Genomic DNA, 21,386 nt, shown 5'->3' with positions numbered 1-21,386 from the left:
CACCGAACGAAAGGGGCAAAAGCGCTTTGGTTACTTTCGCGCTTTTCGAAAGTGACCCGCTGTAAGAGCGGAACCAATACCAGCCATCACCAAAAAAATGGATATACACACCAAACCAAGCCAAACCAAATCGCAGACAAACAAAAACGCCCGGCAAAAGCCGGGCGTTTTGTATTGACTTGATTAGCGAGCGCGGTAAGTGATGCGCCCTTTGCTCAAGTCATAGGGCGTCAGCTCGACGCGCACTTTGTCACCGGTAAGAATACGAATGTAGTTCTTGCGCATCTTGCCGGAGATATGCGCGGTTACGACGTGCCCATTTTCCAACTCCACGCGAAACATGGTGTTGGGCAGGGTGTCGACGACAGTGCCTTCCATTTCGAAGCTGTCTTCTTTCGACATGCAGTAAAGCCCTCGGTGTCCAATGAATGGCCCGGTGCAACTGCGCCAGGCAAAAGCGGCGTGCATTGTGCCCGAAAAATGGGGTTTAAGCCAAGGGGTTCTAGTTCAGGATGACCCAGCGCTGATTAATCAACAGTTCGATCGGGCGATATTGGGTCTTGTAGCTCATTTTTTTGCAGTTCTTGATCCAGTATCCGAGGTAGACCGCTTCAAGCCCCAGGCGCTGGGCCTCGGCGATTTGCCAGAGAATCGCATAGCGCCCCAGGCTGCGGCGTTCTTCAGAGGGTTCGTAGAAGGTGTAGACCGCCGACAGACCGTTCGGCAGCAAGTCGGTGACCGCCACCGCCAGCAACTGGCCCTCCAGGCGAAATTCGTAGAAACGCGAAAATGGCAGGTCACGCACCAGGAAGGTCGAGAACTGGTCGCGACTCGGCGGGTACATGTCGCCATCGGCATGGCGCTGTTCGATGTAGCGCTGATACAGGTCGAAGTACTCTTCGCTGAACTTCGGCTTGGTCGGGCGCACCTGCACGTCGGCGTTGCGCTTGAAAATGCGTTTCTGCTGACGATTCGGCGAAAATTGCGCCACCGGAATGCGCGCAGGCACGCACGCATTGCAATTCTGGCAATGTGGCCGATAAAGATGATCGCCGCTGCGACGAAAACCCATTTCAGACAGGTCTGCATAGACATGCACATCCATGGGCTGGCTAGGGTCGAGGAACAGCGTTGTGGCCTGCTCCTCGGGCAGATAACTGCAAGAGTGGGGCTGAGTGGCATAAAACTTCAAACGCGCCAACTCGGTCATGATCAACCCTCGGTATAAGCTTTGAATTAAGTGTAAGCCACCGGCGCGAAAGTCGCTCAGCAAACCCAGGTGGCACGGCTGGGTTGGTCCAGATGCTGCGCAAGATAGCGGGCAAACTCGCGACGAGGAATGGCGCGGGCGCCCAGGCTGTGCAAATGATCGGTGGGCATCTGGCAGTCGATCAGCACGAAACCTGAGTCTTTCAGATGTTTGACCAAGGTGGCAAAGCCGAATTTGGAGGCGTTGTCGGCGCGGCTGAACATGGATTCGCCGAAAAACAGCTGGCCCATCGCCAGGCCGTAGAGCCCGCCGACCAGTTCGCCCTGATCCCAGACCTCCACCGAATGCGCGTAGCCCCGCTGGTGCAGCGCCAGGTAGGCGTTCTGCATCGCTTCGGTGATCCAGGTCCCGTCGGCATAGTCGCGCGGTGCAGCGCACGCGCGAATGACCGCGGCAAAATCCTGATCGAAGGTCACTTGATAGCGTTGCTGACGCAGCAGCTTGCTGAGGCTGCGCGAGACGTGCAGTTCGTCGGGAAACAGCACGGTACGCGGATCCGGCGACCACCAGAGGATCGGCTGGCCTTCCGAAAACCATGGAAAGCAGCCATGGCGATAGGCCTGAATCAGACGATCGGCGGACAGATCGCCACCCGCAGCCAGCAATCCGTTGGGATCGCGCATGGCTTTATCCAGCGGCGGGAAGGTCAGGGTGTTGCGTTGTAACCAAGTCAGCATGGCATCCGGGCTTACAGAAGGGGAGGGCAGTGGTGGGCGGTTGGGCCCACCGTGAAGTTTGCCGTCAAACGGCCGGAATGTCGTCGAGGTATTTCTCGGCGTCGAGTGCGGCCATGCAGCCGGCACCGGCGGAAGTGACGGCCTGGCGATAAACGTGGTCGGCCACATCACCGGCGGCGAACACGCCGGGGATCTCGGTGGCGGTGGCATCGCCTTCGCTGCCGCCTCTGATCAGCAGATACCCGTCACGCATTTTCAGCTGGCCTTCGAACAGCCCGGTATTGGGCTTGTGGCCAATGGCGATGAACACGCCGGCCACCGACAGCTCGCTGGTTTCGCCGCTGTGGCTTTCGCGCAGGCGGGCGCCGGTCACGCCGCTGGCGTCGCCCAGCACTTCATCGAGATTCTGGTTCCAGTGCAAACGGATATTACCGTTGGCGGCCTTTTCGAAGAGTTTGTCCTGAAGGATTTTCTCCGAGCGCAACTTGTCGCGTCGGTGGATCAAATGGACTTCCTTGGCGATGTTGGACAAATACAACGCTTCTTCAACAGCGGTATTGCCGCCACCGACTACGGCGACCACCTGATTGCGGTAGAAGAAGCCGTCGCACGTTGCGCAGGCCGAAACCCCTCTGCCGGCGAAGGCCTCTTCCGAGGGCAGGCCCAGATATTGCGCCGAAGCGCCGGTGGCGATAATCAGTGCGTCGCACGTATAAGTGCCGCCGTCGCCGATAAGTTCGAACGGGCGCTGTTGCAACTTGGCTGTGTGGATGTGGTCGTAAACGATCTCTGTGTCAAAGCGCTCGGCGTGTTTTTGCATGCGTTCCATCAGTACCGGGCCGGTCAAGCCTTCAACGTCACCGGGCCAGTTGTCGACTTCGACGGTGGTGGTGAGCTGGCCACCTGCCTGTATGCCGGTAATGACCACAGGTTTGAGGTTGGCGCGGGCAGCATAAACGGCTGCGCTGTAACCGGCAGGGCCGGAACCCAGAATGATCAGGCGGCAATGCTTGGATTCGCTCATAAAACACCTCATAAGCCTTTGTCACGAAAGAGAATGCGTGCTCAAATTGAATCGCAATCGGTGCGCCGTTAGCTATGCTGATCCATGGCCTGCCAGCATGGCATCGTACGAACAAACCCGTACAATGCGTGCCGGTCACTTGAATATTCAGTGCGCCCCGTGTTTATAAAAACCGGAGTGCAGTGTTAAAAGTAGTCCCAGTTGCGCCGGTTAACTTTTTTACCTGCCTGGATTGGGCAGTTTTTTATAGTCATTCAACAGATGGACGCGCCATAGGCGCAGGAAAAGAAGCGTTTTGAAGAAATCCACCGCAGCACCTAAACCAGCCGTCGTTCCGCTCTGGCGCCAGCATTTGCACTACCGGCTCAAGGAAGGTGCATTGATCGCCATCGGCGGCCTGTGCCTGTTCCTGATGATGGCCTTGTTGACTTACGGCAAGGACGATCCGGGCTGGAGCCATAACAGCAAGATCGACGATGTTCAAAACTTTGGCGGACCGGTCGGCTCCTACAGTGCCGACATCCTGTTCATGGTGCTGGGTTACTTCGCCTACATTTTCCCGCTGTTGCTGGCGGTCAAGACCTACCAGATCTTCCGTCAACGCCACGAGCCGTGGCAGTGGAGCGGCTGGCTGTTTTCCTGGCGCCTGATCGGCCTGGTGTTCCTGGTGCTGTCGGGCGCGGCCCTGGCTCACATCCATTTCCATGCACCGACCGGTCTGCCGGCCGGCGCGGGCGGCGCGTTGGGCGAAAGCCTTGGCGATCTGGCCCGCAATGCACTGAATATCCAGGGCAGCACCTTGCTGTTCATCGCGTTGTTCCTGTTCGGCCTGACGGTGTTCACCGACCTGTCGTGGTTCAAGGTGATGGACGTTACCGGCAAGATCACCCTCGACCTGTTCGAAGTGTTCCAAGGCGCGGCCAACCGCTGGTGGGCCGCCCGTGTCGAGCGCAAGCAGCTGGTTGCGCAGTTGCGTGAAGTCGATGATCGCGTGCATGACGTGGTCGCGCCGACCGTTACCGACAAGCGCGAGCAAGCCAAGGTCAAGGAGCGCCTGATCGAGCGTGAGCAAGCCCTGAGCAAACACATGTCGGACCGCGAGAAGCAGGTCCCGCCGGTGATTGCCCCCGCGCCGCCGAAACCCGCCGCGCCAAGCCAGCGCGTGGAAAAAGAGAAACAGGCGCCGCTGTTCGTCGACAGCGCCGTCGAAGGCACCTTGCCGCCGATCTCTATTCTCGATCCGGCCGAAAAGAAGCAACTCAATTATTCCCCGGAGTCGCTGGCGGCCGTCGGCCACTTGCTGGAAATCAAGCTCAAGGAATTCGGCGTCGAAGTCTCGGTGGATTCGATTCACCCGGGCCCGGTGATTACCCGTTACGAAATCCAGCCTGCCGCCGGGGTCAAGGTCAGCCGCATCGCCAACCTGGCAAAAGACCTGGCGCGTTCCCTGGCCGTGACCAGCGTGCGGGTGGTGGAAGTGATTCCGGGCAAGACCACCGTCGGTATCGAGATTCCCAACGAAGACCGGCAGATCGTGCGCTTCTCCGAAGTGCTCTCGACGCCTGAGTACGACAACTTCAAATCCCCGGTCACCCTGGCCCTCGGTCATGACATCGGCGGCAAGCCGGTCATCACCGACCTCGCCAAAATGCCGCACTTGCTGGTGGCCGGTACTACCGGTTCCGGTAAGTCGGTGGGTGTGAACGCGATGATTCTGTCGATCCTGTTCAAGTCCGGCCCGGAAGACGCCAAGCTGATCATGATCGACCCGAAAATGCTTGAACTGTCGATCTACGAAGGCATTCCGCACCTGCTGTGCCCGGTTGTGACCGACATGAAAGACGCGGCTAACGCCCTGCGCTGGAGCGTGGCGGAGATGGAGCGTCGCTACAAACTGATGGCGAAGATGGGCGTGCGAAACCTGTCCGGCTTCAACGCCAAGGTCAAGGAAGCCCAGGACGCCGGCACGCCGCTGACCGATCCGCTGTACAAGCGCGAAAGCATTCACGACGAAGCGCCGCTGCTGACCAAGCTGCCGACCATTGTCGTGGTGGTAGACGAATTCGCCGACATGATGATGATCGTCGGCAAGAAGGTTGAAGAGCTGATCGCCCGTATCGCCCAGAAGGCCCGTGCCGCCGGTATCCACTTGATCCTCGCGACCCAGCGTCCGTCGGTTGACGTGATCACCGGTCTGATCAAGGCAAACATCCCGACGCGCATGGCGTTCCAGGTGTCGAGCAAGATCGACTCGCGGACCATCATCGATCAGGGTGGTGCCGAGCAGCTGCTGGGCCACGGTGACATGCTCTACATGCCGCCGGGTACCAGCCTGCCGATTCGTGTGCATGGCGCGTTCGTGTCCGATGACGAGGTTCACCGGGTGGTGGAAGCCTGGAAACTGCGCGGTGCGCCGGAATACAACGATGACATCCTCGCCGGTGTTGAAGAGGCCGGTAGCGGCTTTGAGAATGGCGGTGGCGGCGGTGATGACGATGCTGAAACCGATGCGCTGTACGACGAAGCGGTGCAGTTCGTACTGGAAAGCCGTCGCGCGTCCATCTCTGCGGTTCAGCGCAAGCTGAAGATCGGCTACAACCGCGCCGCACGCATGATCGAAGCCATGGAAATGGCCGGGGTCGTGACGTCCATGAACACCAACGGTTCGCGTGAAGTCCTGGCGCCTGGCCCGGTGCGCGACTGATTTGATTTGATGTTTTGAACGATGGCGCAGTGACGCGCCATCGTACTCCCCACGAATGTTATGAGGACTCCCATGCGTCTTATCCGCATGCTGTTGCTGCCGGTTCTGGCTTTGACCACGCTCTCGGCCCACGCCGATGACAAGGACGTGGCACGTCTGACCCAACTCCTGGAAAAATCCCAGACCCTGACTGCACGCTTCTCGCAGCTGACCCTTGATGGCAGCGGCACCCAGTTGCAGGAAACGGCCGGTGAAATGTCGCTGCAGCGCCCGGGCCTGTTCTACTGGCACACCGATGCGCCGGCCGAGCAAGTCGTGGTTTCCGACGGCAAGAAAGTGACCCTGTGGGACCCTGACCTGGAACAGGCCACCATCAAGACCCTCGATCTGCGTCTGAGCCAGACGCCGGCATTGTTGTTGTCCGGTGACGTGTCCAAGATCAGCCAGAGCTTCGCCATCAGCGCCAAGGAAGCCGGCGGCGTGATCGACTTCACCCTGAAGCCAAAGACCAAGGACACCCTGTTCGACAGCCTGCGCCTGTCGTTCCGCAATGGCCTGGTCAATGACATGCAACTGATCGACAGCGTCGGCCAGCGCACCAACATCCTGTTTACCGGCGTGAAGGCCAACGAGCCGATCCCGGCGTCGAAGTTCAAGTTCGACATCCCTAAAGGCGCGGACATCATCCAGGAATAAAACACAGCCCCTTGTAGGAGCGAGCCTGCTCGCGATGGACTTCAGGGCGCCGCGGGGTGTCAGGCATGCCGCGTTATCGTTTACGACCATCGCTAGCAGGCTAGCTCCTACAGGTATTGCGGTGTTCATAGTGAGGTTTCATAAGCAGTGATGGACCTGTTTCGCAGCGCCCCGATAGCTCAGCCCTTGGCCGCCCGTTTGCGTGCGGCCAATCTGGACGAGTACGTCGGTCAGGAACACGTGCTCGCTCGCGGCAAGCCTTTGCGCGAAGCGCTGGAGCAGGGTGCGCTGCATTCGATGATTTTCTGGGGCCCGCCGGGCGTGGGCAAAACCACCCTGGCACGGTTGCTGGCGGAAGTCTCGGATGCGCACTTCGAAACGGTCTCGGCTGTATTGGCCGGCGTGAAGGAAATCCGCCAGGCGGTGGAAATCGCCAAGCAACAGGCCGGTCAGTACGGCAAACGCACCATCCTGTTTGTCGACGAAGTGCACCGCTTCAACAAGTCGCAGCAAGACGCCTTCCTGCCCTACGTCGAAGACGGCACGCTGATTTTCATCGGCGCGACCACGGAAAACCCCTCGTTCGAACTCAATAACGCGTTGCTCTCCCGGGCGCGCGTCTACGTGCTCAAAAGCCTCGACGAAGCGGCGCTGCGCAAACTGGTGCATCGTGCGCTCACCGAAGAGCGTGGCTTGGGCAAACGGCAACTGACCCTCAGCGATGAAGGCTTTCAGATGCTGCTGTCCGCCGCCGATGGCGATGGTCGGCGCCTGCTCAACCTGCTGGAAAACGCCTCGGACCTTGCCGAAGACAACAGCGAAATCGGCGTCGATCTGCTGCAAAGTCTGCTCGGCGATACCCGTCGGCGGTTCGACAAGGGCGGCGAAGCGTTTTACGACCAGATTTCCGCGCTGCATAAATCGGTGCGCGGCTCCAATCCGGACGGCGCGTTGTACTGGTTCGCACGGATGATCGATGGCGGTTGCGATCCGCTGTACCTCGCCCGGCGCGTGGTGCGCATGGCCAGCGAAGACATCGGCAACGCCGACCCCCGCGCCTTGAGCCTGTGCCTGGCCGCGTGGGAAGTGCAGGAACGCCTCGGCAGCCCGGAAGGCGAGTTGGCGGTGGCCCAGGCCATCACCTATCTGGCCTGCGCGCCGAAAAGCAACGCGGTGTACATGGGTTTCAAAGCCGCGATGCGCAGCGCCACCGAACACGGTTCGCTGGAGGTGCCGTTGCACCTGCGCAACGCCCCGACCAAGCTGATGAAGCAACTCGGTTACGGCGACGAGTATCGTTATGCCCACGATGAACCGGATGCCTACGCCGCCGGTGAAGACTACTTCCCTGAAGAGCTTGAGCCGCAACCGTTCTATCAGCCAGTGCCGCGAGGCCTGGAGCTGAAGATTGGCGAGAAGCTCAATCACCTCGCGCAACTTGACCGTTTAAGCCCCCGGCAGCGGAGAAAATAGTGCTTCCATTGATTGTTGCGGTTTCCGTCGGCGGGGTCGCTGGCACGCTGTTGCGCTTCGCCACCGGTAATTGGGTCAACGCTAATTGGCCACGGCACTTCTATACCGCGACGCTGGCCGTTAATATCGTCGGCTGTTTGCTGATCGGCGTTCTATACGGTCTGTTTTTGATTCGCCCGGAGGTGCCTTTCGAAGTGCGCGCCGGGCTGATTGTCGGCTTCCTCGGGGGGCTGACGACTTTTTCATCCTTTTCACTGGATACGGTGCGCCTGCTGGAAAGCGGGCAGGTGCCACTAGCCCTGGGCTATGCTGCCATCAGCGTATTCGGCGGGCTGCTCGCCACCTGGGCCGGCCTGTCCTTGACCAAACTTTGATAACGAGAGACCGACATGCTCGATTCCAAACTGTTACGTAGCAACCTTCAGGACGTAGCGGACCGCCTGGCATCCCGTGGCTACACGCTGGATGTTGCGCGCATCGAAGCGCTGGAAGAACAGCGCAAGACCGTCCAGACCCGCACCGAAGCACTGCAGGCTGAACGTAATGCGCGCTCCAAATCCATCGGTCAGGCCAAGCAGCGCGGCGAAGACATCGCGCCGTTGATGGCGGACGTCGAGCGCATGGCCAACGAATTGAGCGCCGGCAAAGTGGAACTGGACGCGATCCAGACCGATCTGGATTCGATCCTGCTCGGCATCCCGAACCTGCCGCACGAATCTGTGCCAATCGGCGATGACGAAGACGGCAACGTTGAAGTGCGCCGCTGGGGCACCCCGACCGCGTTCGATTTCCCGGTCCAGGACCACGTCGCCCTGGGCGAGAAATTCGGCTGGCTGGACTTCGAAACCGCCGCCAAGCTGTCCGGCGCGCGTTTCGCCCTGTTGCGCGGCCCGATCGCCCGTCTGCACCGCGCCCTGGCGCAGTTCATGATCAACCTGCACACCAGCGAGCACGGTTACGAAGAGGCCTACACGCCTTACCTGGTCCAGGCGCCGGCGCTGCAAGGCACCGGTCAATTGCCGAAATTCGAAGAAGACCTGTTCAAGATCGCGCGCGAAGGCGAGGCCGATCTGTACCTGATCCCGACCGCTGAAGTGTCGCTGACTAACATCGTCGCCGGCGAAATCGTCGATTCGAAACTGCTGCCGATCAAGTTCGTCGCCCATACGCCGTGCTTCCGCAGTGAAGCCGGTGCGTCGGGTCGCGATACCCGCGGCATGATTCGCCAGCACCAGTTCGACAAGGTCGAGATGGTCCAGATCGTTGAACCATCGACCTCGATGGAAGCGCTGGAAGGCCTGACCGCCAACGCCGAGAAAGTCCTGCAACTGCTGGAACTGCCTTATCGCACCCTTGCGCTGTGCACCGGCGACATGGGCTTCAGCGCCGTCAAGACCTACGACCTGGAAGTGTGGATCCCGAGCCAGGACAAATACCGCGAGATTTCGTCGTGCTCCAACTGCGGCGATTTCCAGGCCCGTCGCATGCAAGCGCGTTTCCGCAACCCGGAAACCGGCAAGCCTGAACTGGTTCACACCCTGAACGGTTCCGGTCTGGCGGTCGGTCGTACCCTCGTTGCCGTACTGGAAAACTACCAGCAGGCCGACGGTTCGATCCGTGTGCCGGACGTGCTGAAACCGTACATGGGTGGCCTCGAGGTCATCGGCTAAATGGACTATCTGCCGCTGTTTCACAACCTTCGCGGCAGTCGTGTGTTGGTCGTCGGTGGGGGGGAAATTGCCTTGCGCAAATCCCGCCTGCTGGCCGAAGCCGGTGCGCTGCTGCGGGTGGTTGCGCCTGAAATCGAACCGCAACTGCGCGAACTCGTTGCCGGCAGCGGTGGCGAGTGCCTGCTGCGTGGCTACGTCGAAGCGGATCTGGACGGTTGCGGGCTGATCATTGCCGCCACCGATGATGAACCGCTGAATGCACAAGTCTCCGCCGATGCTCATCGGCGTTGCGTGCCGGTCAACGTGGTGGATGCGCCAGCCTTGTGCAGCGTGATCTTCCCGGCGATCGTCGACCGTTCGCCATTGATCATCGCGGTTTCCAGTGGCGGCGATGCGCCGGTGCTGGCGCGGTTGATCCGCGCCAAGATCGAAACCTGGATTCCTTCCACCTACGGTCAACTGGCCGGTCTGGCTGCGCGTTTTCGCAGTCAGGTCAAAGGCCTGTTTCCGGATGTACAGCAGCGTCGGGCGTTCTGGGAAGATGTGTTCCAGGGCCCGATTGCCGACCGGCAACTGGCCGGGCAGGGCGCTGAAGCCGAGCGCATGATGCAGGCGAAAATCAGCGGTGAAGCGCCGGTTGCCACGGGTGAGGTATATCTGGTCGGTGCCGGGCCGGGTGATCCCGACCTGTTGACCTTCCGCGCCTTGCGCCTGATGCAGCAAGCCGATGTGGTGCTGTACGACCGGTTGGTGGCGCCGGCGATTCTCGATTTGTGCCGTCGTGATGCCGAGCGGGTCTACGTCGGCAAGCGTCGCGCCGATCACGCCGTGCCGCAGGATCAGATCAACCAGCAATTGGTGGACCTGGCCAAACAGGGCAAGCGCGTCGTGCGGTTGAAGGGCGGTGATCCGTTCATCTTCGGCCGTGGCGGTGAAGAGATCGAAGAACTGGCGGCCCATGGCATCCCGTTCCAGGTGGTGCCGGGCATCACGGCGGCCAGCGGTTGCGCGGCGTACGCCGGGATTCCGCTGACCCACCGCGATTACGCGCAGTCGGTGCGATTTGTCACCGGGCACCTGAAGGACGGTTCCACCGATTTGCCGTGGGGTGACCTGGTTGCGCCGGCGCAAACCCTGGTGTTCTACATGGGGCTGGTGGGCTTGCCGATCATTTGCGAGCAGTTGATCAAGCATGGTCGCGCAGCGGATACGCCGGCGGCGTTGATTCAGCAGGGCACCACGGTTAATCAGCGGGTGTTCACCGGCACCTTGGCCGATCTTCCACGATTGGTGGCGGAGCATGAAGTGCATGCGCCGACGCTGGTGATTGTTGGGGAAGTGGTGCAGTTGCGCGAGAAACTGGCGTGGTTTGAGGGTGCGCAGGCGCAAGTCTAGAGACCGCGTCGCCTTCTTCGCGGGCAAGCCTCGCTCCTACAGGGAACGTACAAATCCCTGTAGGAGCGAGGCTTGCCCGCGAAGAGGCCCTCAAAATTGATGCAAGGTCCAGATCAGGCGCTGTTCTTGCGCCAAACCCCTTTCCCACTCAACCGCGCCCGATCATGCGCCACGGTAAAGTCTTGCTCCGGCCCCTTCGGCACAACCCCGGTCGGGTTGATGGTCTTGTGACTGCCGTAGTAGTGGTTCTTGATGTGCTGAAAATCCACCGTCTCGGCAATCCCCGGCCACTGATAAATCTCGCGCAGCCAGTTCGACAGGTTCGGATAATCGGCAATCCGTCGCAGGTTGCACTTGAAGTGCCCGTGATACACCGCATCAAAGCGAATCAGCGTGGTAAACAGGCGAATGTCCGCTTCGGTCAGGTATTCGCCCACCAGATAACGATTGGCGTCTAACAGCTGTTCCAGTCGATCCAGTTCCGCAAACAACCCGTCGAACGCCTCTTCATAAGCCGTCTGCGATGTCGCGAACCCGGCGCGGTACACACCGTTGTTCACCGCCGGATAAATCCGCTCATTCAACGCATCGATCTCGCCGCGCAACGGCGCCGGATAGAAATCCAGGTCATTGCCGGTCAAGTCATCGAATGCGCCGTTGAACATGCGGATGATCTCCGCCGATTCATTGTTGACGATGCGATTCTGCTGCTTGTCCCAGAGCACCGGCACAGTGACGCGACCCGTGTAGTCGACGGTGTCGGCGGTATAGCGCTGGTGCATGAAGTTGAAGTGATCGAGCTTGTCGCCGGTCGAGCCGAAGTGCTTGTCGAAGGTCCAGCCGTTTTCCAGCATCAGCCAACTGACCACCGACACGTCGATCAGGCTTTCAAGGCCTTTGAGTTTGCGCAGGATCAGTGTGCGATGCGCCCACGGACAGGCGAGCGATACGTAGAGGTGATAACGATCCGCCTCGGCGGCAAAGCCACCCACACCGGTCGGGCCGGGCGTGCCGTCGGCCGTCAGCCAGTTTCGACGCTGCGCCTGTTCGCGCTGGAACGCGCCGTCCTTGCTGCTTTCGTACCACTGGTCATGCCAGCGACCTTCGACTAACAAACCCATGTTCAAGACTCCTCAACCGATAAGCGTTGGAGAGGAGTCTATTCCGATAGGTTCGATAAAAAAGCGCAAAGGTTGGGCGCTTATGATCGGTTAAATCGATCTGTCCCGTGCATCCCAATATTTCTGGGCTGTTTCGAAGGCGATTTCGCGAGGTTGGCCGAGGCCGCGTAGTGCGAGGGCTATGGTCGAGATCAGCGCCATTTGCGGATAACTGTCGACCACGTCACCGCGCCATACGGCTTTCAAATGTTCGGGATCGAGAGAGGCGGGTTTGACATGGCGTTGCGCTGAGAGCTGCGGCCATTCCTCATCCCAGCTCTCGCCGCCGGTGGTGCCGTACAAGTGGCTGTCGGTGTCGGGGTTGATCTCGATCTCGCCGCCATCGCCCTTGACCACGATCGCGGTGTCGCCGAGCAAGCCGCTGGCATCGCGATGCACCGCCTGGTAGCCGGGGTGGAAAATGCTTTGCAGGCCGCAGCGGGCGTTCAACGGATTGAGAATGCGCGTCAGGGAGTGGATCGGCGAGCGCAGGCCCAAGGTGTTGCGCAGGTCGATCATGCGTTGCAGTTGCGGCGCCCAATCCACCAGCGGCATGAACGCCAGGCCGCCGTTATCGAGCGCCGAGCCGACCTGCTGCCAGCTGCGGCACAACGGGATCTTCAGCTCATCCAGCAGTTGCTCGCTGTACAGCCGCCCGGCGGTGTGCGCGCCGCCGCCGTGCATGAAAATCCGCACGCCGTTTTGCGCCAGGCACTTGGCCGCCAGCAGATACCACGGCAGATGGCGTTTCTTGCCAGCGTAGGTTGGCCAATCCAGATCGACATTCAAGGCCGGTGGTTGCAAGCGCTCACGCAGGGCTTCGGTGAAGCCGGCCATTTCCTCGGCGCTTTCTTCCTTGTGCCGCAGCAGCATCAGAAACGCACCGAGCTGAGTGTCTTCGACCTTGTCGTCGAGCACCATGCCCATGGCTTCGCGGGCTTCCTCGCGGGTCAGGTCGCGGGCGCCGCGCTTGCCTTTGCCGAGGATCCGCACGAATTGGGCGAAGGGGTGTTCGGCGGGCGTTTCTAGAGTCAGCACTGGATAATCGGTCATAAGCAATTCGTCGGTTTGGGCAGGCCCGCCAGTTTCGCGGCGAGTTTGGCAGGGGTGCCTTTGAACAGTCGGTTCAGGTGCAGGCTGTTGCCTTTTTCCGGGCCGAGCTTCAACGCTGTGTACTTGATCAGCGGACGGGTGGCCGGGGACAGCTGGAACTCGGCGTAGAAGCTGCGCAGCAATTCGAGGATTTCCCAGTGTTCGGGGCTCAACTTGATGTCTTCGGCAGCGGCGAGGGCGCTGGCCACGTCGGCGGACCAGTCGCTCAGTTCAACCAGGAAACCGTCCTTGTCCAACTCGATGGCGCGGGCGCCGACCGTCAGTGCATTCATAACCAGCTGTTGACCTTGTCGTAGTGAATCGACAGTTCGACGAAGGCGGGATAATCGATCGCCTTGGCCGTATCCGGAACCTCCACCGCACGGGCCTGGGCGTCTTCGGCCAACACGAACAGCGTCGGGTTGCCGGCGATCAGTGCGCTGAAGGGCGCGGTGCCCGGTTGCAACGCATACACCGCGTCACCGGTCAGCAGCAGCGCATCGTTCGCGCCGATCAGGCGCAGGCAACTGCTCAGGCGGTCGTCGCCGAACGGGGAATGAGACAACACATGCAAAGTCGACATCAGAGGGTGATCACCTGGTCGTAACGGTCAATAAGGGCGGTGATTTCGTGGGCGGCCAGCACTTGGGCGTCCTCCAGCGACAAGCTGTCCGGGGCCAGGCCGCGCTCGGCGGCGCTGTCGCCACAGACGAACAGGTCTTCGACGCCGAACATCGGTAACGCTTGCAGGTTGGCGCTCAAGTCTTTTTGTTGCAGGGCCTTGGCGTCCTGTTTCGGCGCGAGCTGGAACACTCCGTCATCAAGAAACAGCAGGCCGATCGGCAGGTCGAAGGCACCACCGGCCAGCACGATGTCCAGTGCTTCGCGTGCGCTCGGCCCGGACCACGGCGCCTGACGGCTGATAATCAGCAAGGATGTAGGCATGTCACGCACCTCCGAAACAGATCAGTCGGTCGGCGTCCTGCACCGCGTCATGCAACTGACCGAGACCGGACAATTCCCACGGCGCGCCGACGGCGACCGCTTCGCGCTGATAACGCTGGGCCTCTTCGTCGTTCAACACGCCACGACGCAGGGCGGCGGCGATGCAGACGACGCCGTCCAGTTGATGCTCGGCAACAAAGGCGCGCCATTGCTTGGGCAGGTCCTGTTCATCCTGCGGCGTGACCACGCTGGCGGACGCGTTGTAGACGCCATCCTGATAGAAAAACAGCCGGACAATCTCATGCCCGCCGGCCAGCGCAGCCTGGGCGAACAGCAAGGCACGGCGCGAGGAGGGCGCATGGGCGGCGGAAAACAGCGCAATGGCGAACTTCATGACGGACTCGATCAGTAAAACTGCGGCCATGATAAGGCGTGGACCGAGTTGTCGCCATCGCCAGCAAGCTGGCTCCTACAGGAAAACCCCCTGTAGGAGCTGGCTTGCCAGCGATGGCGGTCTGTCTGCCGACATAAATGCTGGATGTGCTACGCCGCTCAACGCGGCATATACCCCAACTGCCAACGCCTTGGAATCCTCAACGACAGCACGCCAAGCGCCCCCGCCAGCAACCCGCTGACAAACAACGCCCTGAGTCCAAGATGATGCTCCAGCACCGCTCCCAGCACCGCGCCGGCAAACATTCCGGTCCAGGGGATCAACTGCACCCGCCAGCCATTGCGCCGCTCGCCGAGCATCCAGCGTCCCAGGCCGCGACCGAAGCGCGACAGGGCGCCCGTCACGTAAGTCAGGCCCACCGGCAAACCATTCACTTCTTCGACGGCGGCATTGAGCATGCCCATCGCGATGATCGCTGCCAGCAGCGCCGGCAATTGTTCGTCATAAGGCCAGGCCGCCGCCGCACACAGCAACATGGCGATGCACAACAACAAGGGCAGCGCGCGGCGCCCGCCGACACGGCTGACGACAATGCCCAAGGCGTTGCCGAGGATGAACGTGGCCACGAGCAGCAGCAGGCGCAGGGTCAGGCCCATGTCGCCGTCGCTGATCGCCACGGCGAGGCGGGTGGTGTTGCCGCTCATGAAGGAGACGAAATCGCCGCTGGCCATGAAGCCGATAGCGTCGGTCATGCCGGCGAGTACCGAGAGTGCGGCCACCAGCGACAGGCCGATGCGGCCGCGCCATTTCTGAGTGTGCAGATGCCCCGGACTGGCGCGGGTCGTGGAGGACGAAGGCAGCATCGGTGGCGGGATCCTTGTGCGGCGACGGTTATGGGATCAGACCATATAACTCGCAATACTCCAGCCAGTCCATCCCCGCCATCTCGGCCACTTCCCGGTGTACGTTCAGGCGTTGAGCTTCGTAGTCCTCCGGTGTCGCTGCGGTCAGTTGCAGGGTCAGCTCCCAGGCAAACAACCCCAGGCGTTCGGCCTCGGCTTCGAACGCTTCATGCAAGCGCTCGTCGCGAAACTGCGCTGCGGTTTCGCCCTTGGCCTGAGCCAGCAGCGGGTTGAGGTTGTCGAGTTCGTGGCGCAGTTCAGGTCGCTCATCGAGAAACTTCTGCAGTGCCTGCTCGTGTTGCTGTTCGGTTGCCGCCATGGTCGCTCCTTGAGAATGGGTTACACGGACTGCTTCTTGCTGGCCTTGGCCGCTGCGGCCAGGCATTCGAGGGCAAACTGCTCGCAGTAGGTCATCTGGATCGGCGTGGTTTCGCCCTTGACGGTGCGTTCGCCGTCGAGAATGTAACGGATCCGCTTGTCGGTGACGCCGATTCGCTTGGCGATCCAGGAAGGCGTCTGGCCGATCTGGCTGATCAGCTTGTCGGCATATTCAACAGTCGGTTTGTAGAGTTCGGCGTTGGGTGTCATGGACGTTCCAGAAAAAATGAGCCCGAAAACAGGGGCGATGCAGCGGTTGGCGCGACAGGGTGCGCGAATCGTTGCGCGGTGTCGCGGTATAAATGAAGTAAAGCAGAACGATACGCCGGCCCACGGTGATACAGTCCGCTTTTTCTTGATGAGCACACGCAATGCGAATTCTGATGGTGGCGCTGGCCGCAACGTTGCTGGCGGGATGCGCCGGTTCGGTGATGAACGATGCCCGCACGGGCACCCCGTACAAGACCCTGACTTCGGACAAACCGGAAAAAGTCGTCGCCCAGTGCGTGCAGTTCGCCTGGCAGGACGAGGCAGTATTCGGCGTCGATGCGGGCGCGTATTTGCAGCCGGGCAAGAAGGGCGGGTCTACCGTTTACACGCGTTCGGCGGAGTCCTTTGTGGACGTGACCACCGATGCGTCAGGGACGGCGTTGAGTTACTACGCGCAGCATGACGACTTTGTCGCCAAGCGCCGTTTGGCGGCGCTGGCGACCTGCCTTTGATCTTTTGAACACCGCAATACCCCTTTGTAGGAGCCGGCTTGCTGGCGATGGTGTGTCAGCTACAGAGATGTCGACTGACACACCATCGCCAGCAAGCCGGCTCCTACAGGGTTGTGTGTAGTCAGTCAGAGGCGCTTCTGGAAAAAGAAGCGCTTGTGCCCCGGCGGGTAGTCAACGATCTGCCCCAACTCGCTGAACCCCAGCTTCTTGTAGAACTCCGGCGCCTGAAAGTCGAAGGTGTCCAGCCAGATCCCCACGCATTCCTTCTCCCGCGCCAGGTCCTCGGCCATCTGCATCAGTCTGGAGCCGATGCCTTGCCCTCGGCCCTGTTCCGGCACCGACAGCAATTCGATAAACAACCATTGATAGAAAAACCGGCCGTACAGCCCGCCGAGAATTTCGCCCTGGTCATTGCGCACCAGCAGGGCCAGCGGTTGCGCTTTGCCGTCCCCCGCTTGGGCGACGTTGTAGGCCCGCAACGGTGCAAGGATCGCCTCGCGATCTTCCGGTGTCGGGTTGTGCGACTGTTCGATGCTGAGTGTCATCGGCTACATCCTTATGGCAGTGATGCACGAGCGTATCCGGGTCGCGACGATTGTTCTATCCCTCGTTATTCAGAGGAACCGTCGCCAGCGCGCAGATGTCTAGCCTTTACAGCGTCATTCCAGAACGCGGCCGATGAGGATTGCCAATGAACATTTTCGAAGCCTTGCGCGAAAGCCATGACCGCCAACGCACCTACGCCGTCGCATTGGTCAAGACCAGCGGCGACACCCCGGAGCGCGTTGAAGCCTACAAGCAGCTCAAGTCCGAACTCCAGGCACACGAAACCGCAGAAGAGCGGCATTTTTATATCCCGCTGATGGAGTTCGACAACGGTGTCGACCTCAGTCGCCACGCGATTTCGGAACATCACGAGATGGACGAAATGATGGAAGAACTCGACGAGACCGAGATGTCCAGCCCGGCCTGGCTGGCGACCGCGAAGAAGCTCTCCGAGAAGGTCCATCACCATCTGAAGGAGGAAGAGCAGAAGTTCTTCCAGATGGCCGGCAAGCTGCTCGACGACCAGCAAAAAGAAACGCTCGCCAGGCAATATGAGAAGGAATACAAGGCTCAACTTTCGTGAGGGCCTTCGTCTAAGATGGGCGTTTTCTGACGAAATAAGGATGCGTTGCCATGCCGAACACAGCCGAGCGGGTCAACATCGTCGAGTCCCAGGTGTTGTCCCACGACTGGTATCTGCTGAAGAAAATCACCTTCGATTACCAGCGCAACAACGGCGAATGGCAACGCCAGACTCGCGAGGTCTACGACCGTGGCAATGGTGCGGCGATTCTGCTGTTCAACCGCGAGAAGAAAACCGTCGTACTGACCCGGCAGTTCCGCTTGCCGGTGTTCGTCAACGGTCACGACGGTCTGTTGATCGAGGTGGCTGCGGGATTGCTCGAAGGCGCCGCGCCCGAAGAACGCATCCGCGATGAAGCGGAGGAAGAAACCGGTTATCGCGTGCACCATGTGCAGAAGGTGTTCGAGGCCTACATGAGCCCCGGCTCGGTGACAGAAAAACTGCATTTCTTCATCGCCGAATACGATGCTTCATCGAAAGTCGGCGAGGGCGGCGGGCTCGAAGAAGAGACCGAAGAACTGGAAGTGCTGGAGTGGCCGTTCGAGGCCGCACTGGAAGCGTTTTATCGCGGGGAGATCTGCGACGCGAAGACCATCATGCTGCTGCAGTACGCCGCCATGAAAAATATATTCACCTGAGCACGCAATCCCCTGTAGGAGCGAAGCTTGCTCGCGAAGGTGTGTCAGCAACGGTGCTGTCGCCTGACACACCTTCGCGAGCAAGCTTCGCTCCTACATAAAGCAAGGTCAAAAGCCTTCGAAACGTCCGGTTTTACCTCGGCCGCCTTCCAGCGTCAGCAATAATTCCTTCGCCTCAAGCCCACCCGCAAACCCGGTCAATTTCCCCGACGCGCCGATCACCCGATGGCACGGCGCAATAATCGAGATCGGGTTCTTGCCATTCGCCGCGCCCACTGCACGCACTGCGCTCGGGTTGCCGATCTGCTCGGCAATCTGGCTATAGCTGCGCGTTTCGCCAAACGGAATGGTCAGCAGGGCCTGCCACACCTTTTTCTGAAAGTCCGTCCCGGCAAAATCCAGTTCCAGGTCGAAGCGGTTTCGTGTACCGGCGAAGTATTCCTGCAACTGTTGAACCGCGCGCACCAGGACCGGGTTGTCCGCCGCCTCACTCATCGGCCCGAGCCGTACGCGATTCGGTTTGTCGTTTTCCCAGAGGATGGCCGCCAGTCTCGAACCGTTCGCAACCAGCTTCAACTCGCCGACCGGCGACGCCATGGTGGTGAAGGTGTAACTCATGCGGGCGGACTCCGAAAACAGGTGAGCAGGCGGCAAGCATACTGCCTCGACGGAGAGGCGCAATACGCAATCCCGACCATACTGCGTACTGCTCTTGAAACGTTTTCTCTGTTTTTTTACCGACCCTAAAAACAAAAAGAGACCGACTCATGAAGTTCGAACCTTTTGCCAAATCGCTCATCGCGACTTCATTGGCACTCAGTTGCCTGGCGGCTCACGCCGCTTCCGTCGCCCCCGTTGCAGCCGAAAACGGCATGGTGGTCACTGCCCAGCATCTGGCCAGTCATGTGGGCGTCGATGTGCTCAAGAACGGTGGTAACGCCGTCGATGCCGCCGTCGCGGTCGGGTATGCGCTGGCGGTGGTGTATCCCGCGGCAGGTAATCTGGGCGGCGGTGGTTTCATGACCATTCAACTGGCGGACGGGCGCAAGACCTTCCTCGACTTCCGCGAAAAAGCCCCGCTGGCCGCCACTGCCGACATGTACCTCGACAAAGAGGGCAACGTCGTCCCGGACCTCAGCACCCGTGGTCATCTGGCGGTCGGCGTGCCGGGCACCGTGTCCGGCATGGAACTGGCGCTGAAAACCTACGGCACCAAACCGCGCAAGGAAGTGATCGCCCCGGCGATCAAACTCGCTGAAGAGGGCTTTGTGCTGGAGCAGGGCGATGTCGATTTGCTGGAGTCCGCCACCGACGTCTTCAAAAAGGACATGAAAGATTCCGGCTCGATCTTCCTGAGCAACGGCGAGCCGATGCAGGTCGGCCAGAAACTGGTGCAAAAAGACCTGGGCAAAACCCTGCGGGAAATCTCCGAGAAGGGCACCGACGGTTTCTATAAGGGCTGGGTCGCTGACGCGATCGTCACCTCCAGCCAGGCCAACAAAGGCATCATCACCCAGGCCGACCTCGACAAATACAAGACCCGCGAACTGGCCCCCATCGAGTGCGATTACCGTGGCTACCACGTGGTCTCGGCACCACCGCCAAGCTCCGGCGGCGTAGTGATCTGCGGGATCATGAACATCCTCGACGGCTACCCGATGAAAGACCTGGGGTACCGCTCGGCGCAGGGTATGCATTACCAGATCGAAGCCATGCGCCACGCGTATGTCGACCGCAACAGCTACCTCGGCGACCCGGACTTCGTGAAAAATCCGATCGCCCATTTGCTGGATAAAAACTACGCGAGCAAAATCCGCGCTGCCATCAATCCGCAAAAGGCCGGCGTGTCCCGCGAGCTCAAACCCGGCGTCGCGCCGCACGAAGGCAGCAACACCACTCATTACTCCATCGTCGATAAATGGGGCAACGCGGTGTCGGTGACCTACACCTTGAACGACTGGTTTGGCGCCGGGGTCATGGCCAGCAAAACCGGGGTCATCCTCAACGACGAGATGGACGACTTTACCTCGAAAATCGGCGTGCCGAACATGTACGGTCTGGTGCAAGGGGAGGCCAACGCCATCGCGCCGGGCAAGGCGCCGCTGTCGTCCATGAGCCCGACCATCGTTACCAAGGACGGCAAAGTCGTGATGGTCGTCGGCACCCCAGGCGGCAGCCGCATCATCACCGCGACCTTGCTGACCATCCTCAACGTGATCGACTACGGCATGAACATCCAGGAAGCGGTGGATGCACCGCGTTTCCATCAGCAATGGTTGCCGGAAGAAACCAACCTGGAAGCGTTCACCACCAGTCCGGACACGGTGAAACTGCTTGAAAGTTGGGGCCACAAGTTTGCAGGGCCGCAGGATGCCAACCATATCGCCGCGATTCTGGTCGGGGCGCCGTCGCTGGAAGGTAAACCGGTGGGCAAAAACCGTTTCTACGGAGCGAACGATCCGCGTCGTAACACCGGGTTGTCTCTCGGTTATTGAGGGTTGTGTTTGGAAGGGGACGGATTTAGTTTCTGTCCCCAGATCCAACGACAGATCAAGGATGGAACCATGACCACCGCAATGTTGATCATCGATGTCCAGCAAGCACTTTGCACGGGCGAGTACGAGTGCTTCGAAATCTCACGTGTCATCGACACCATTAACGGGCTCGGCGCCCGTGCCCGAAAGGCCGGGATTCCGGTGGTGCTGATCCAGCATGAGGAGACAGGCAGTCCGCTGGCGTATAACGCTGACGGCTGGCAACTGGCCGAGGGGCTGGAAACCTCGCCCAAGGATTGGCACGTACGCAAGACCACACCGGATTCGTTCTACCAGACCAACCTGCAAAAGCTGCTGCCGGTGCAGGATTTCGAACGCCTGGTCATCTGCGGTTTGCAAACCGACTATTGCGTCAACGCCACAGTGCGTCAGGCGCTGCAACTGGGGTACGACGTGGTGCTGGCGGCTGACGCTCACTCCACGGTCGACAACGGCAACATCCCCGCCGAAGACATCATCGCCGAGCACAACAAGGACCTGGCGCATTTGACCGGTTCAGTGGCGCGGATCGACGTGATACCCGCGGCGGACATCACCTTCTAGCACCCATGATGACGGGCCC

The 21,386-nt window shown here is 60.3% G+C and carries 27 protein-coding genes; 12 read left to right on the top strand and 15 right to left on the bottom strand.

The window, feature by feature from the left end; translation table 11 throughout:
• Positions 1-183: hypothetical protein (locus PMI32_RS30655; protein WP_238541025.1), on the top strand; the 183-nt coding region annotated here is incomplete at its 5' end.
• Here PMI32_RS30655 and infA read toward each other — a convergent pair.
• From infA to trxB, 4 genes are all read right to left on the bottom strand, one after another.
• Positions 184-402 (bottom strand): translation initiation factor IF-1, encoded by a 219-nt coding sequence (gene infA / locus PMI32_RS14450; protein ID WP_002553999.1) that lies wholly within the window; start codon positions 400-402, stop codon positions 184-186. It abuts the gene before it with no gap.
• A 100-nt stretch (positions 403-502) separates the two neighbouring features.
• Positions 503-1,210 carry an arginyltransferase gene (locus PMI32_RS14455; RefSeq protein ID WP_008029519.1) on the bottom strand — a complete coding sequence of 236 codons (708 nt, stop codon included), beginning with the start codon at positions 1,208-1,210 and terminating at the stop codon, positions 503-505.
• Between the two features lie 56 nt (positions 1,211-1,266).
• Positions 1,267-1,947 (bottom strand): leucyl/phenylalanyl-tRNA--protein transferase, encoded by a 681-nt coding sequence (aat, locus tag PMI32_RS14460; protein WP_008029517.1) that lies wholly within the window; start codon positions 1,945-1,947, stop codon positions 1,267-1,269.
• Positions 1,948-2,011: 64 nt separating this feature from the next.
• The gene (gene trxB, locus PMI32_RS14465; protein ID WP_008029514.1) at positions 2,012-2,971 is read right to left on the bottom strand and encodes a thioredoxin-disulfide reductase; all 960 of its coding nucleotides are present in this window, start codon (positions 2,969-2,971) and stop codon (positions 2,012-2,014) included.
• Positions 2,972-3,266: 295 nt separating this feature from the next.
• Here trxB and PMI32_RS14470 point away from each other — a divergent pair, with 295 nt between their 5' ends.
• The 6 genes from PMI32_RS14470 to cysG all read left to right on the top strand — a co-directional run bounded on the left by PMI32_RS14470 (position 3,267) and on the right by cysG (position 10,909).
• Positions 3,267-5,675 (top strand): DNA translocase FtsK, encoded by a 2,409-nt coding sequence (locus PMI32_RS14470; protein ID WP_032828762.1) that lies wholly within the window; start codon positions 3,267-3,269, stop codon positions 5,673-5,675.
• 72 nt (positions 5,676-5,747) lie between these two features.
• Positions 5,748-6,371 carry an outer membrane lipoprotein periplasmic chaperone LolA gene (gene lolA / locus PMI32_RS14475; RefSeq protein WP_008029508.1) on the top strand — a complete coding sequence of 208 codons (624 nt, stop codon included), beginning with the start codon at positions 5,748-5,750 and terminating at the stop codon, positions 6,369-6,371.
• A gap of 150 nt (positions 6,372-6,521) precedes the next feature.
• On the top strand, positions 6,522-7,844 hold the full coding sequence (locus PMI32_RS14480) for a replication-associated recombination protein A (protein WP_008029505.1): 1,323 nt from the start codon (positions 6,522-6,524) through the stop codon (positions 7,842-7,844).
• Positions 7,844-8,218: a fluoride efflux transporter CrcB gene (crcB, locus tag PMI32_RS14485; protein WP_008029503.1), complete on the top strand. Its 375-nt coding sequence runs from the start codon at positions 7,844-7,846 to the stop codon at positions 8,216-8,218. Before PMI32_RS14480 ends, crcB begins: the two co-directional genes overlap by 1 nt.
• A 15-nt stretch (positions 8,219-8,233) precedes the next feature.
• Positions 8,234-9,514: a serine--tRNA ligase gene (gene serS / locus PMI32_RS14490; protein WP_008029502.1), complete on the top strand. Its 1,281-nt coding sequence runs from the start codon at positions 8,234-8,236 to the stop codon at positions 9,512-9,514.
• On the top strand, positions 9,515-10,909 hold the full coding sequence (cysG, locus tag PMI32_RS14495; protein ID WP_008029501.1) for a siroheme synthase CysG: 1,395 nt from the start codon (positions 9,515-9,517) through the stop codon (positions 10,907-10,909). It begins immediately after the preceding gene.
• 113 nt (positions 10,910-11,022) lie between these two features.
• Here cysG and PMI32_RS14500 read toward each other — a convergent pair whose 3' ends face one another.
• The 9 genes from PMI32_RS14500 to PMI32_RS14540 all read right to left on the bottom strand — a co-directional run bounded on the left by PMI32_RS14500 (position 11,023) and on the right by PMI32_RS14540 (position 15,990).
• Positions 11,023-12,030 carry a glutathione S-transferase family protein gene (locus PMI32_RS14500; RefSeq protein WP_008029497.1) on the bottom strand — a complete coding sequence of 336 codons (1,008 nt, stop codon included), beginning with the start codon at positions 12,028-12,030 and terminating at the stop codon, positions 11,023-11,025.
• Between the two features lie 90 nt (positions 12,031-12,120).
• On the bottom strand, positions 12,121-13,122 hold the full coding sequence (locus tag PMI32_RS14505; RefSeq protein WP_008029495.1) for a glycosyl transferase family protein: 1,002 nt from the start codon (positions 13,120-13,122) through the stop codon (positions 12,121-12,123).
• Complete coding sequence (locus PMI32_RS14510) at positions 13,119-13,454, bottom strand: TusE/DsrC/DsvC family sulfur relay protein (RefSeq protein WP_008029493.1); 336 nt, start codon at positions 13,452-13,454, stop codon at positions 13,119-13,121. Before PMI32_RS14510 ends, PMI32_RS14505 begins: the two co-directional genes overlap by 4 nt.
• A complete protein-coding gene (gene tusB / locus PMI32_RS14515) occupies positions 13,451-13,744 on the bottom strand; it encodes a sulfurtransferase complex subunit TusB (RefSeq protein WP_008029491.1) in 294 nt (97 codons plus the stop codon). Before tusB ends, PMI32_RS14510 begins: the two co-directional genes overlap by 4 nt.
• The gene (gene tusC, locus PMI32_RS14520) at positions 13,744-14,106 is read right to left on the bottom strand and encodes a sulfurtransferase complex subunit TusC (RefSeq protein WP_008029490.1); all 363 of its coding nucleotides are present in this window, start codon (positions 14,104-14,106) and stop codon (positions 13,744-13,746) included. The genes tusB and tusC overlap by 1 nt, the downstream gene beginning before the upstream one ends.
• 1 nt (position 14,107) lies before the next feature.
• Positions 14,108-14,500: a sulfurtransferase complex subunit TusD gene (gene tusD, locus PMI32_RS14525; protein ID WP_008029488.1), complete on the bottom strand. Its 393-nt coding sequence runs from the start codon at positions 14,498-14,500 to the stop codon at positions 14,108-14,110.
• Between the two features lie 158 nt (positions 14,501-14,658).
• A complete protein-coding gene (locus PMI32_RS14530) occupies positions 14,659-15,363 on the bottom strand; it encodes a YoaK family protein (protein ID WP_008029486.1) in 705 nt (234 codons plus the stop codon).
• Between the two features lie 28 nt (positions 15,364-15,391).
• Positions 15,392-15,721, bottom strand: coding sequence for a DUF6388 family protein (locus PMI32_RS14535; RefSeq protein ID WP_008029485.1), 330 nt, complete (start codon positions 15,719-15,721; stop codon positions 15,392-15,394).
• A 20-nt stretch (positions 15,722-15,741) separates the two neighbouring features.
• Positions 15,742-15,990: a hypothetical protein gene (locus tag PMI32_RS14540; RefSeq protein ID WP_008029482.1), complete on the bottom strand. Its 249-nt coding sequence runs from the start codon at positions 15,988-15,990 to the stop codon at positions 15,742-15,744.
• A gap of 161 nt (positions 15,991-16,151) precedes the next feature.
• Between PMI32_RS14540 and PMI32_RS14545 the strand changes: the two genes are divergently transcribed.
• Positions 16,152-16,502: a hypothetical protein gene (locus PMI32_RS14545; protein ID WP_008029480.1), complete on the top strand. Its 351-nt coding sequence runs from the start codon at positions 16,152-16,154 to the stop codon at positions 16,500-16,502.
• Between the two features lie 125 nt (positions 16,503-16,627).
• Here PMI32_RS14545 and PMI32_RS14550 read toward each other — a convergent pair whose 3' ends face one another.
• Positions 16,628-17,047 (bottom strand): GNAT family N-acetyltransferase, encoded by a 420-nt coding sequence (locus PMI32_RS14550; protein ID WP_008029477.1) that lies wholly within the window; start codon positions 17,045-17,047, stop codon positions 16,628-16,630.
• Between the two features lie 146 nt (positions 17,048-17,193).
• Here PMI32_RS14550 and PMI32_RS14555 point away from each other — a divergent pair, with 146 nt between their 5' ends.
• Positions 17,194-17,631: a hemerythrin domain-containing protein gene (locus PMI32_RS14555; protein WP_008029475.1), complete on the top strand. Its 438-nt coding sequence runs from the start codon at positions 17,194-17,196 to the stop codon at positions 17,629-17,631.
• Positions 17,632-17,681: 50 nt separating this feature from the next.
• The gene (locus tag PMI32_RS14560; RefSeq protein WP_008029473.1) at positions 17,682-18,269 is read left to right on the top strand and encodes an NUDIX domain-containing protein; all 588 of its coding nucleotides are present in this window, start codon (positions 17,682-17,684) and stop codon (positions 18,267-18,269) included.
• A 108-nt stretch (positions 18,270-18,377) separates the two neighbouring features.
• On the opposite strand, the gene PMI32_RS14565 is transcribed toward PMI32_RS14560, so the two are convergent.
• Positions 18,378-18,887, bottom strand: a complete 510-nt coding sequence (locus tag PMI32_RS14565; RefSeq protein WP_008029471.1) for a methylated-DNA--[protein]-cysteine S-methyltransferase — start codon at positions 18,885-18,887, stop codon at positions 18,378-18,380.
• Positions 18,888-19,036: 149 nt separating this feature from the next.
• Here PMI32_RS14565 and ggt point away from each other — a divergent pair, with 149 nt between their 5' ends.
• Together ggt and PMI32_RS14575 are read left to right on the top strand one after the other, a co-directional pair.
• Positions 19,037-20,764 (top strand): gamma-glutamyltransferase, encoded by a 1,728-nt coding sequence (gene ggt, locus PMI32_RS14570; protein ID WP_008029469.1) that lies wholly within the window; start codon positions 19,037-19,039, stop codon positions 20,762-20,764.
• A 69-nt stretch (positions 20,765-20,833) separates the two neighbouring features.
• A complete protein-coding gene (locus PMI32_RS14575) occupies positions 20,834-21,367 on the top strand; it encodes a cysteine hydrolase family protein (RefSeq protein ID WP_008029467.1) in 534 nt (177 codons plus the stop codon).
• The last annotated feature ends 19 nt before the right edge of the window (positions 21,368-21,386 follow it).

Origin of the sequence: Pseudomonas sp. GM60, assembly GCF_000282415.1 — a bacterium.
In the GTDB taxonomy this organism is placed as follows: Bacteria; Pseudomonadota; Gammaproteobacteria; order Pseudomonadales; family Pseudomonadaceae; genus Aquipseudomonas; species Aquipseudomonas migulae.
The sequence above is the reverse complement of the archived record's forward strand: the minus strand, read 5'-3'. Positions and strand labels throughout refer to the sequence as shown.

Excerpts from the sequence above, each read along its gene's own strand:
- infA (WP_002553999.1), bottom strand. The coding sequence starts at position 402 with ATGTCGAAAGAAGACAGCTTCGAAATGGAAGGCACTGTCGTCGACACC.
- PMI32_RS14455 (WP_008029519.1), bottom strand. The coding sequence starts at position 1,210 with ATGACCGAGTTGGCGCGTTTGAAGTTTTATGCCACTCAGCCCCACTCT.
- aat (WP_008029517.1), bottom strand. The coding sequence starts at position 1,947 with ATGCTGACTTGGTTACAACGCAACACCCTGACCTTCCCGCCGCTGGAT.
- trxB (WP_008029514.1), bottom strand. The coding sequence starts at position 2,971 with ATGAGCGAATCCAAGCATTGCCGCCTGATCATTCTGGGTTCCGGCCCT.
- lolA (WP_008029508.1), top strand. The coding sequence starts at position 5,748 with ATGCGTCTTATCCGCATGCTGTTGCTGCCGGTTCTGGCTTTGACCACG.
- PMI32_RS14480 (WP_008029505.1), top strand. The coding sequence starts at position 6,522 with ATGGACCTGTTTCGCAGCGCCCCGATAGCTCAGCCCTTGGCCGCCCGT.
- serS (WP_008029502.1), top strand. The coding sequence starts at position 8,234 with ATGCTCGATTCCAAACTGTTACGTAGCAACCTTCAGGACGTAGCGGAC.
- cysG (WP_008029501.1), top strand. The coding sequence starts at position 9,515 with ATGGACTATCTGCCGCTGTTTCACAACCTTCGCGGCAGTCGTGTGTTG.
- PMI32_RS14500 (WP_008029497.1), bottom strand. The coding sequence starts at position 12,030 with ATGGGTTTGTTAGTCGAAGGTCGCTGGCATGACCAGTGGTACGAAAGC.
- PMI32_RS14505 (WP_008029495.1), bottom strand. The coding sequence starts at position 13,122 with ATGACCGATTATCCAGTGCTGACTCTAGAAACGCCCGCCGAACACCCC.
- PMI32_RS14510 (WP_008029493.1), bottom strand. The coding sequence starts at position 13,454 with ATGAATGCACTGACGGTCGGCGCCCGCGCCATCGAGTTGGACAAGGAC.
- tusB (WP_008029491.1), bottom strand. The coding sequence starts at position 13,744 with ATGTCGACTTTGCATGTGTTGTCTCATTCCCCGTTCGGCGACGACCGC.
- tusC (WP_008029490.1), bottom strand. The coding sequence starts at position 14,106 with ATGCCTACATCCTTGCTGATTATCAGCCGTCAGGCGCCGTGGTCCGGG.
- tusD (WP_008029488.1), bottom strand. The coding sequence starts at position 14,500 with ATGAAGTTCGCCATTGCGCTGTTTTCCGCCGCCCATGCGCCCTCCTCG.
- PMI32_RS14530 (WP_008029486.1), bottom strand. The coding sequence starts at position 15,363 with ATGCTGCCTTCGTCCTCCACGACCCGCGCCAGTCCGGGGCATCTGCAC.
- PMI32_RS14535 (WP_008029485.1), bottom strand. The coding sequence starts at position 15,721 with ATGGCGGCAACCGAACAGCAACACGAGCAGGCACTGCAGAAGTTTCTC.
- PMI32_RS14540 (WP_008029482.1), bottom strand. The coding sequence starts at position 15,990 with ATGACACCCAACGCCGAACTCTACAAACCGACTGTTGAATATGCCGAC.
- PMI32_RS14545 (WP_008029480.1), top strand. The coding sequence starts at position 16,152 with ATGCGAATTCTGATGGTGGCGCTGGCCGCAACGTTGCTGGCGGGATGC.
- PMI32_RS14550 (WP_008029477.1), bottom strand. The coding sequence starts at position 17,047 with ATGACACTCAGCATCGAACAGTCGCACAACCCGACACCGGAAGATCGC.
- PMI32_RS14555 (WP_008029475.1), top strand. The coding sequence starts at position 17,194 with ATGAACATTTTCGAAGCCTTGCGCGAAAGCCATGACCGCCAACGCACC.
- PMI32_RS14560 (WP_008029473.1), top strand. The coding sequence starts at position 17,682 with ATGCCGAACACAGCCGAGCGGGTCAACATCGTCGAGTCCCAGGTGTTG.
- PMI32_RS14565 (WP_008029471.1), bottom strand. The coding sequence starts at position 18,887 with ATGAGTTACACCTTCACCACCATGGCGTCGCCGGTCGGCGAGTTGAAG.
- ggt (WP_008029469.1), top strand. The coding sequence starts at position 19,037 with ATGAAGTTCGAACCTTTTGCCAAATCGCTCATCGCGACTTCATTGGCA.
- PMI32_RS14575 (WP_008029467.1), top strand. The coding sequence starts at position 20,834 with ATGACCACCGCAATGTTGATCATCGATGTCCAGCAAGCACTTTGCACG.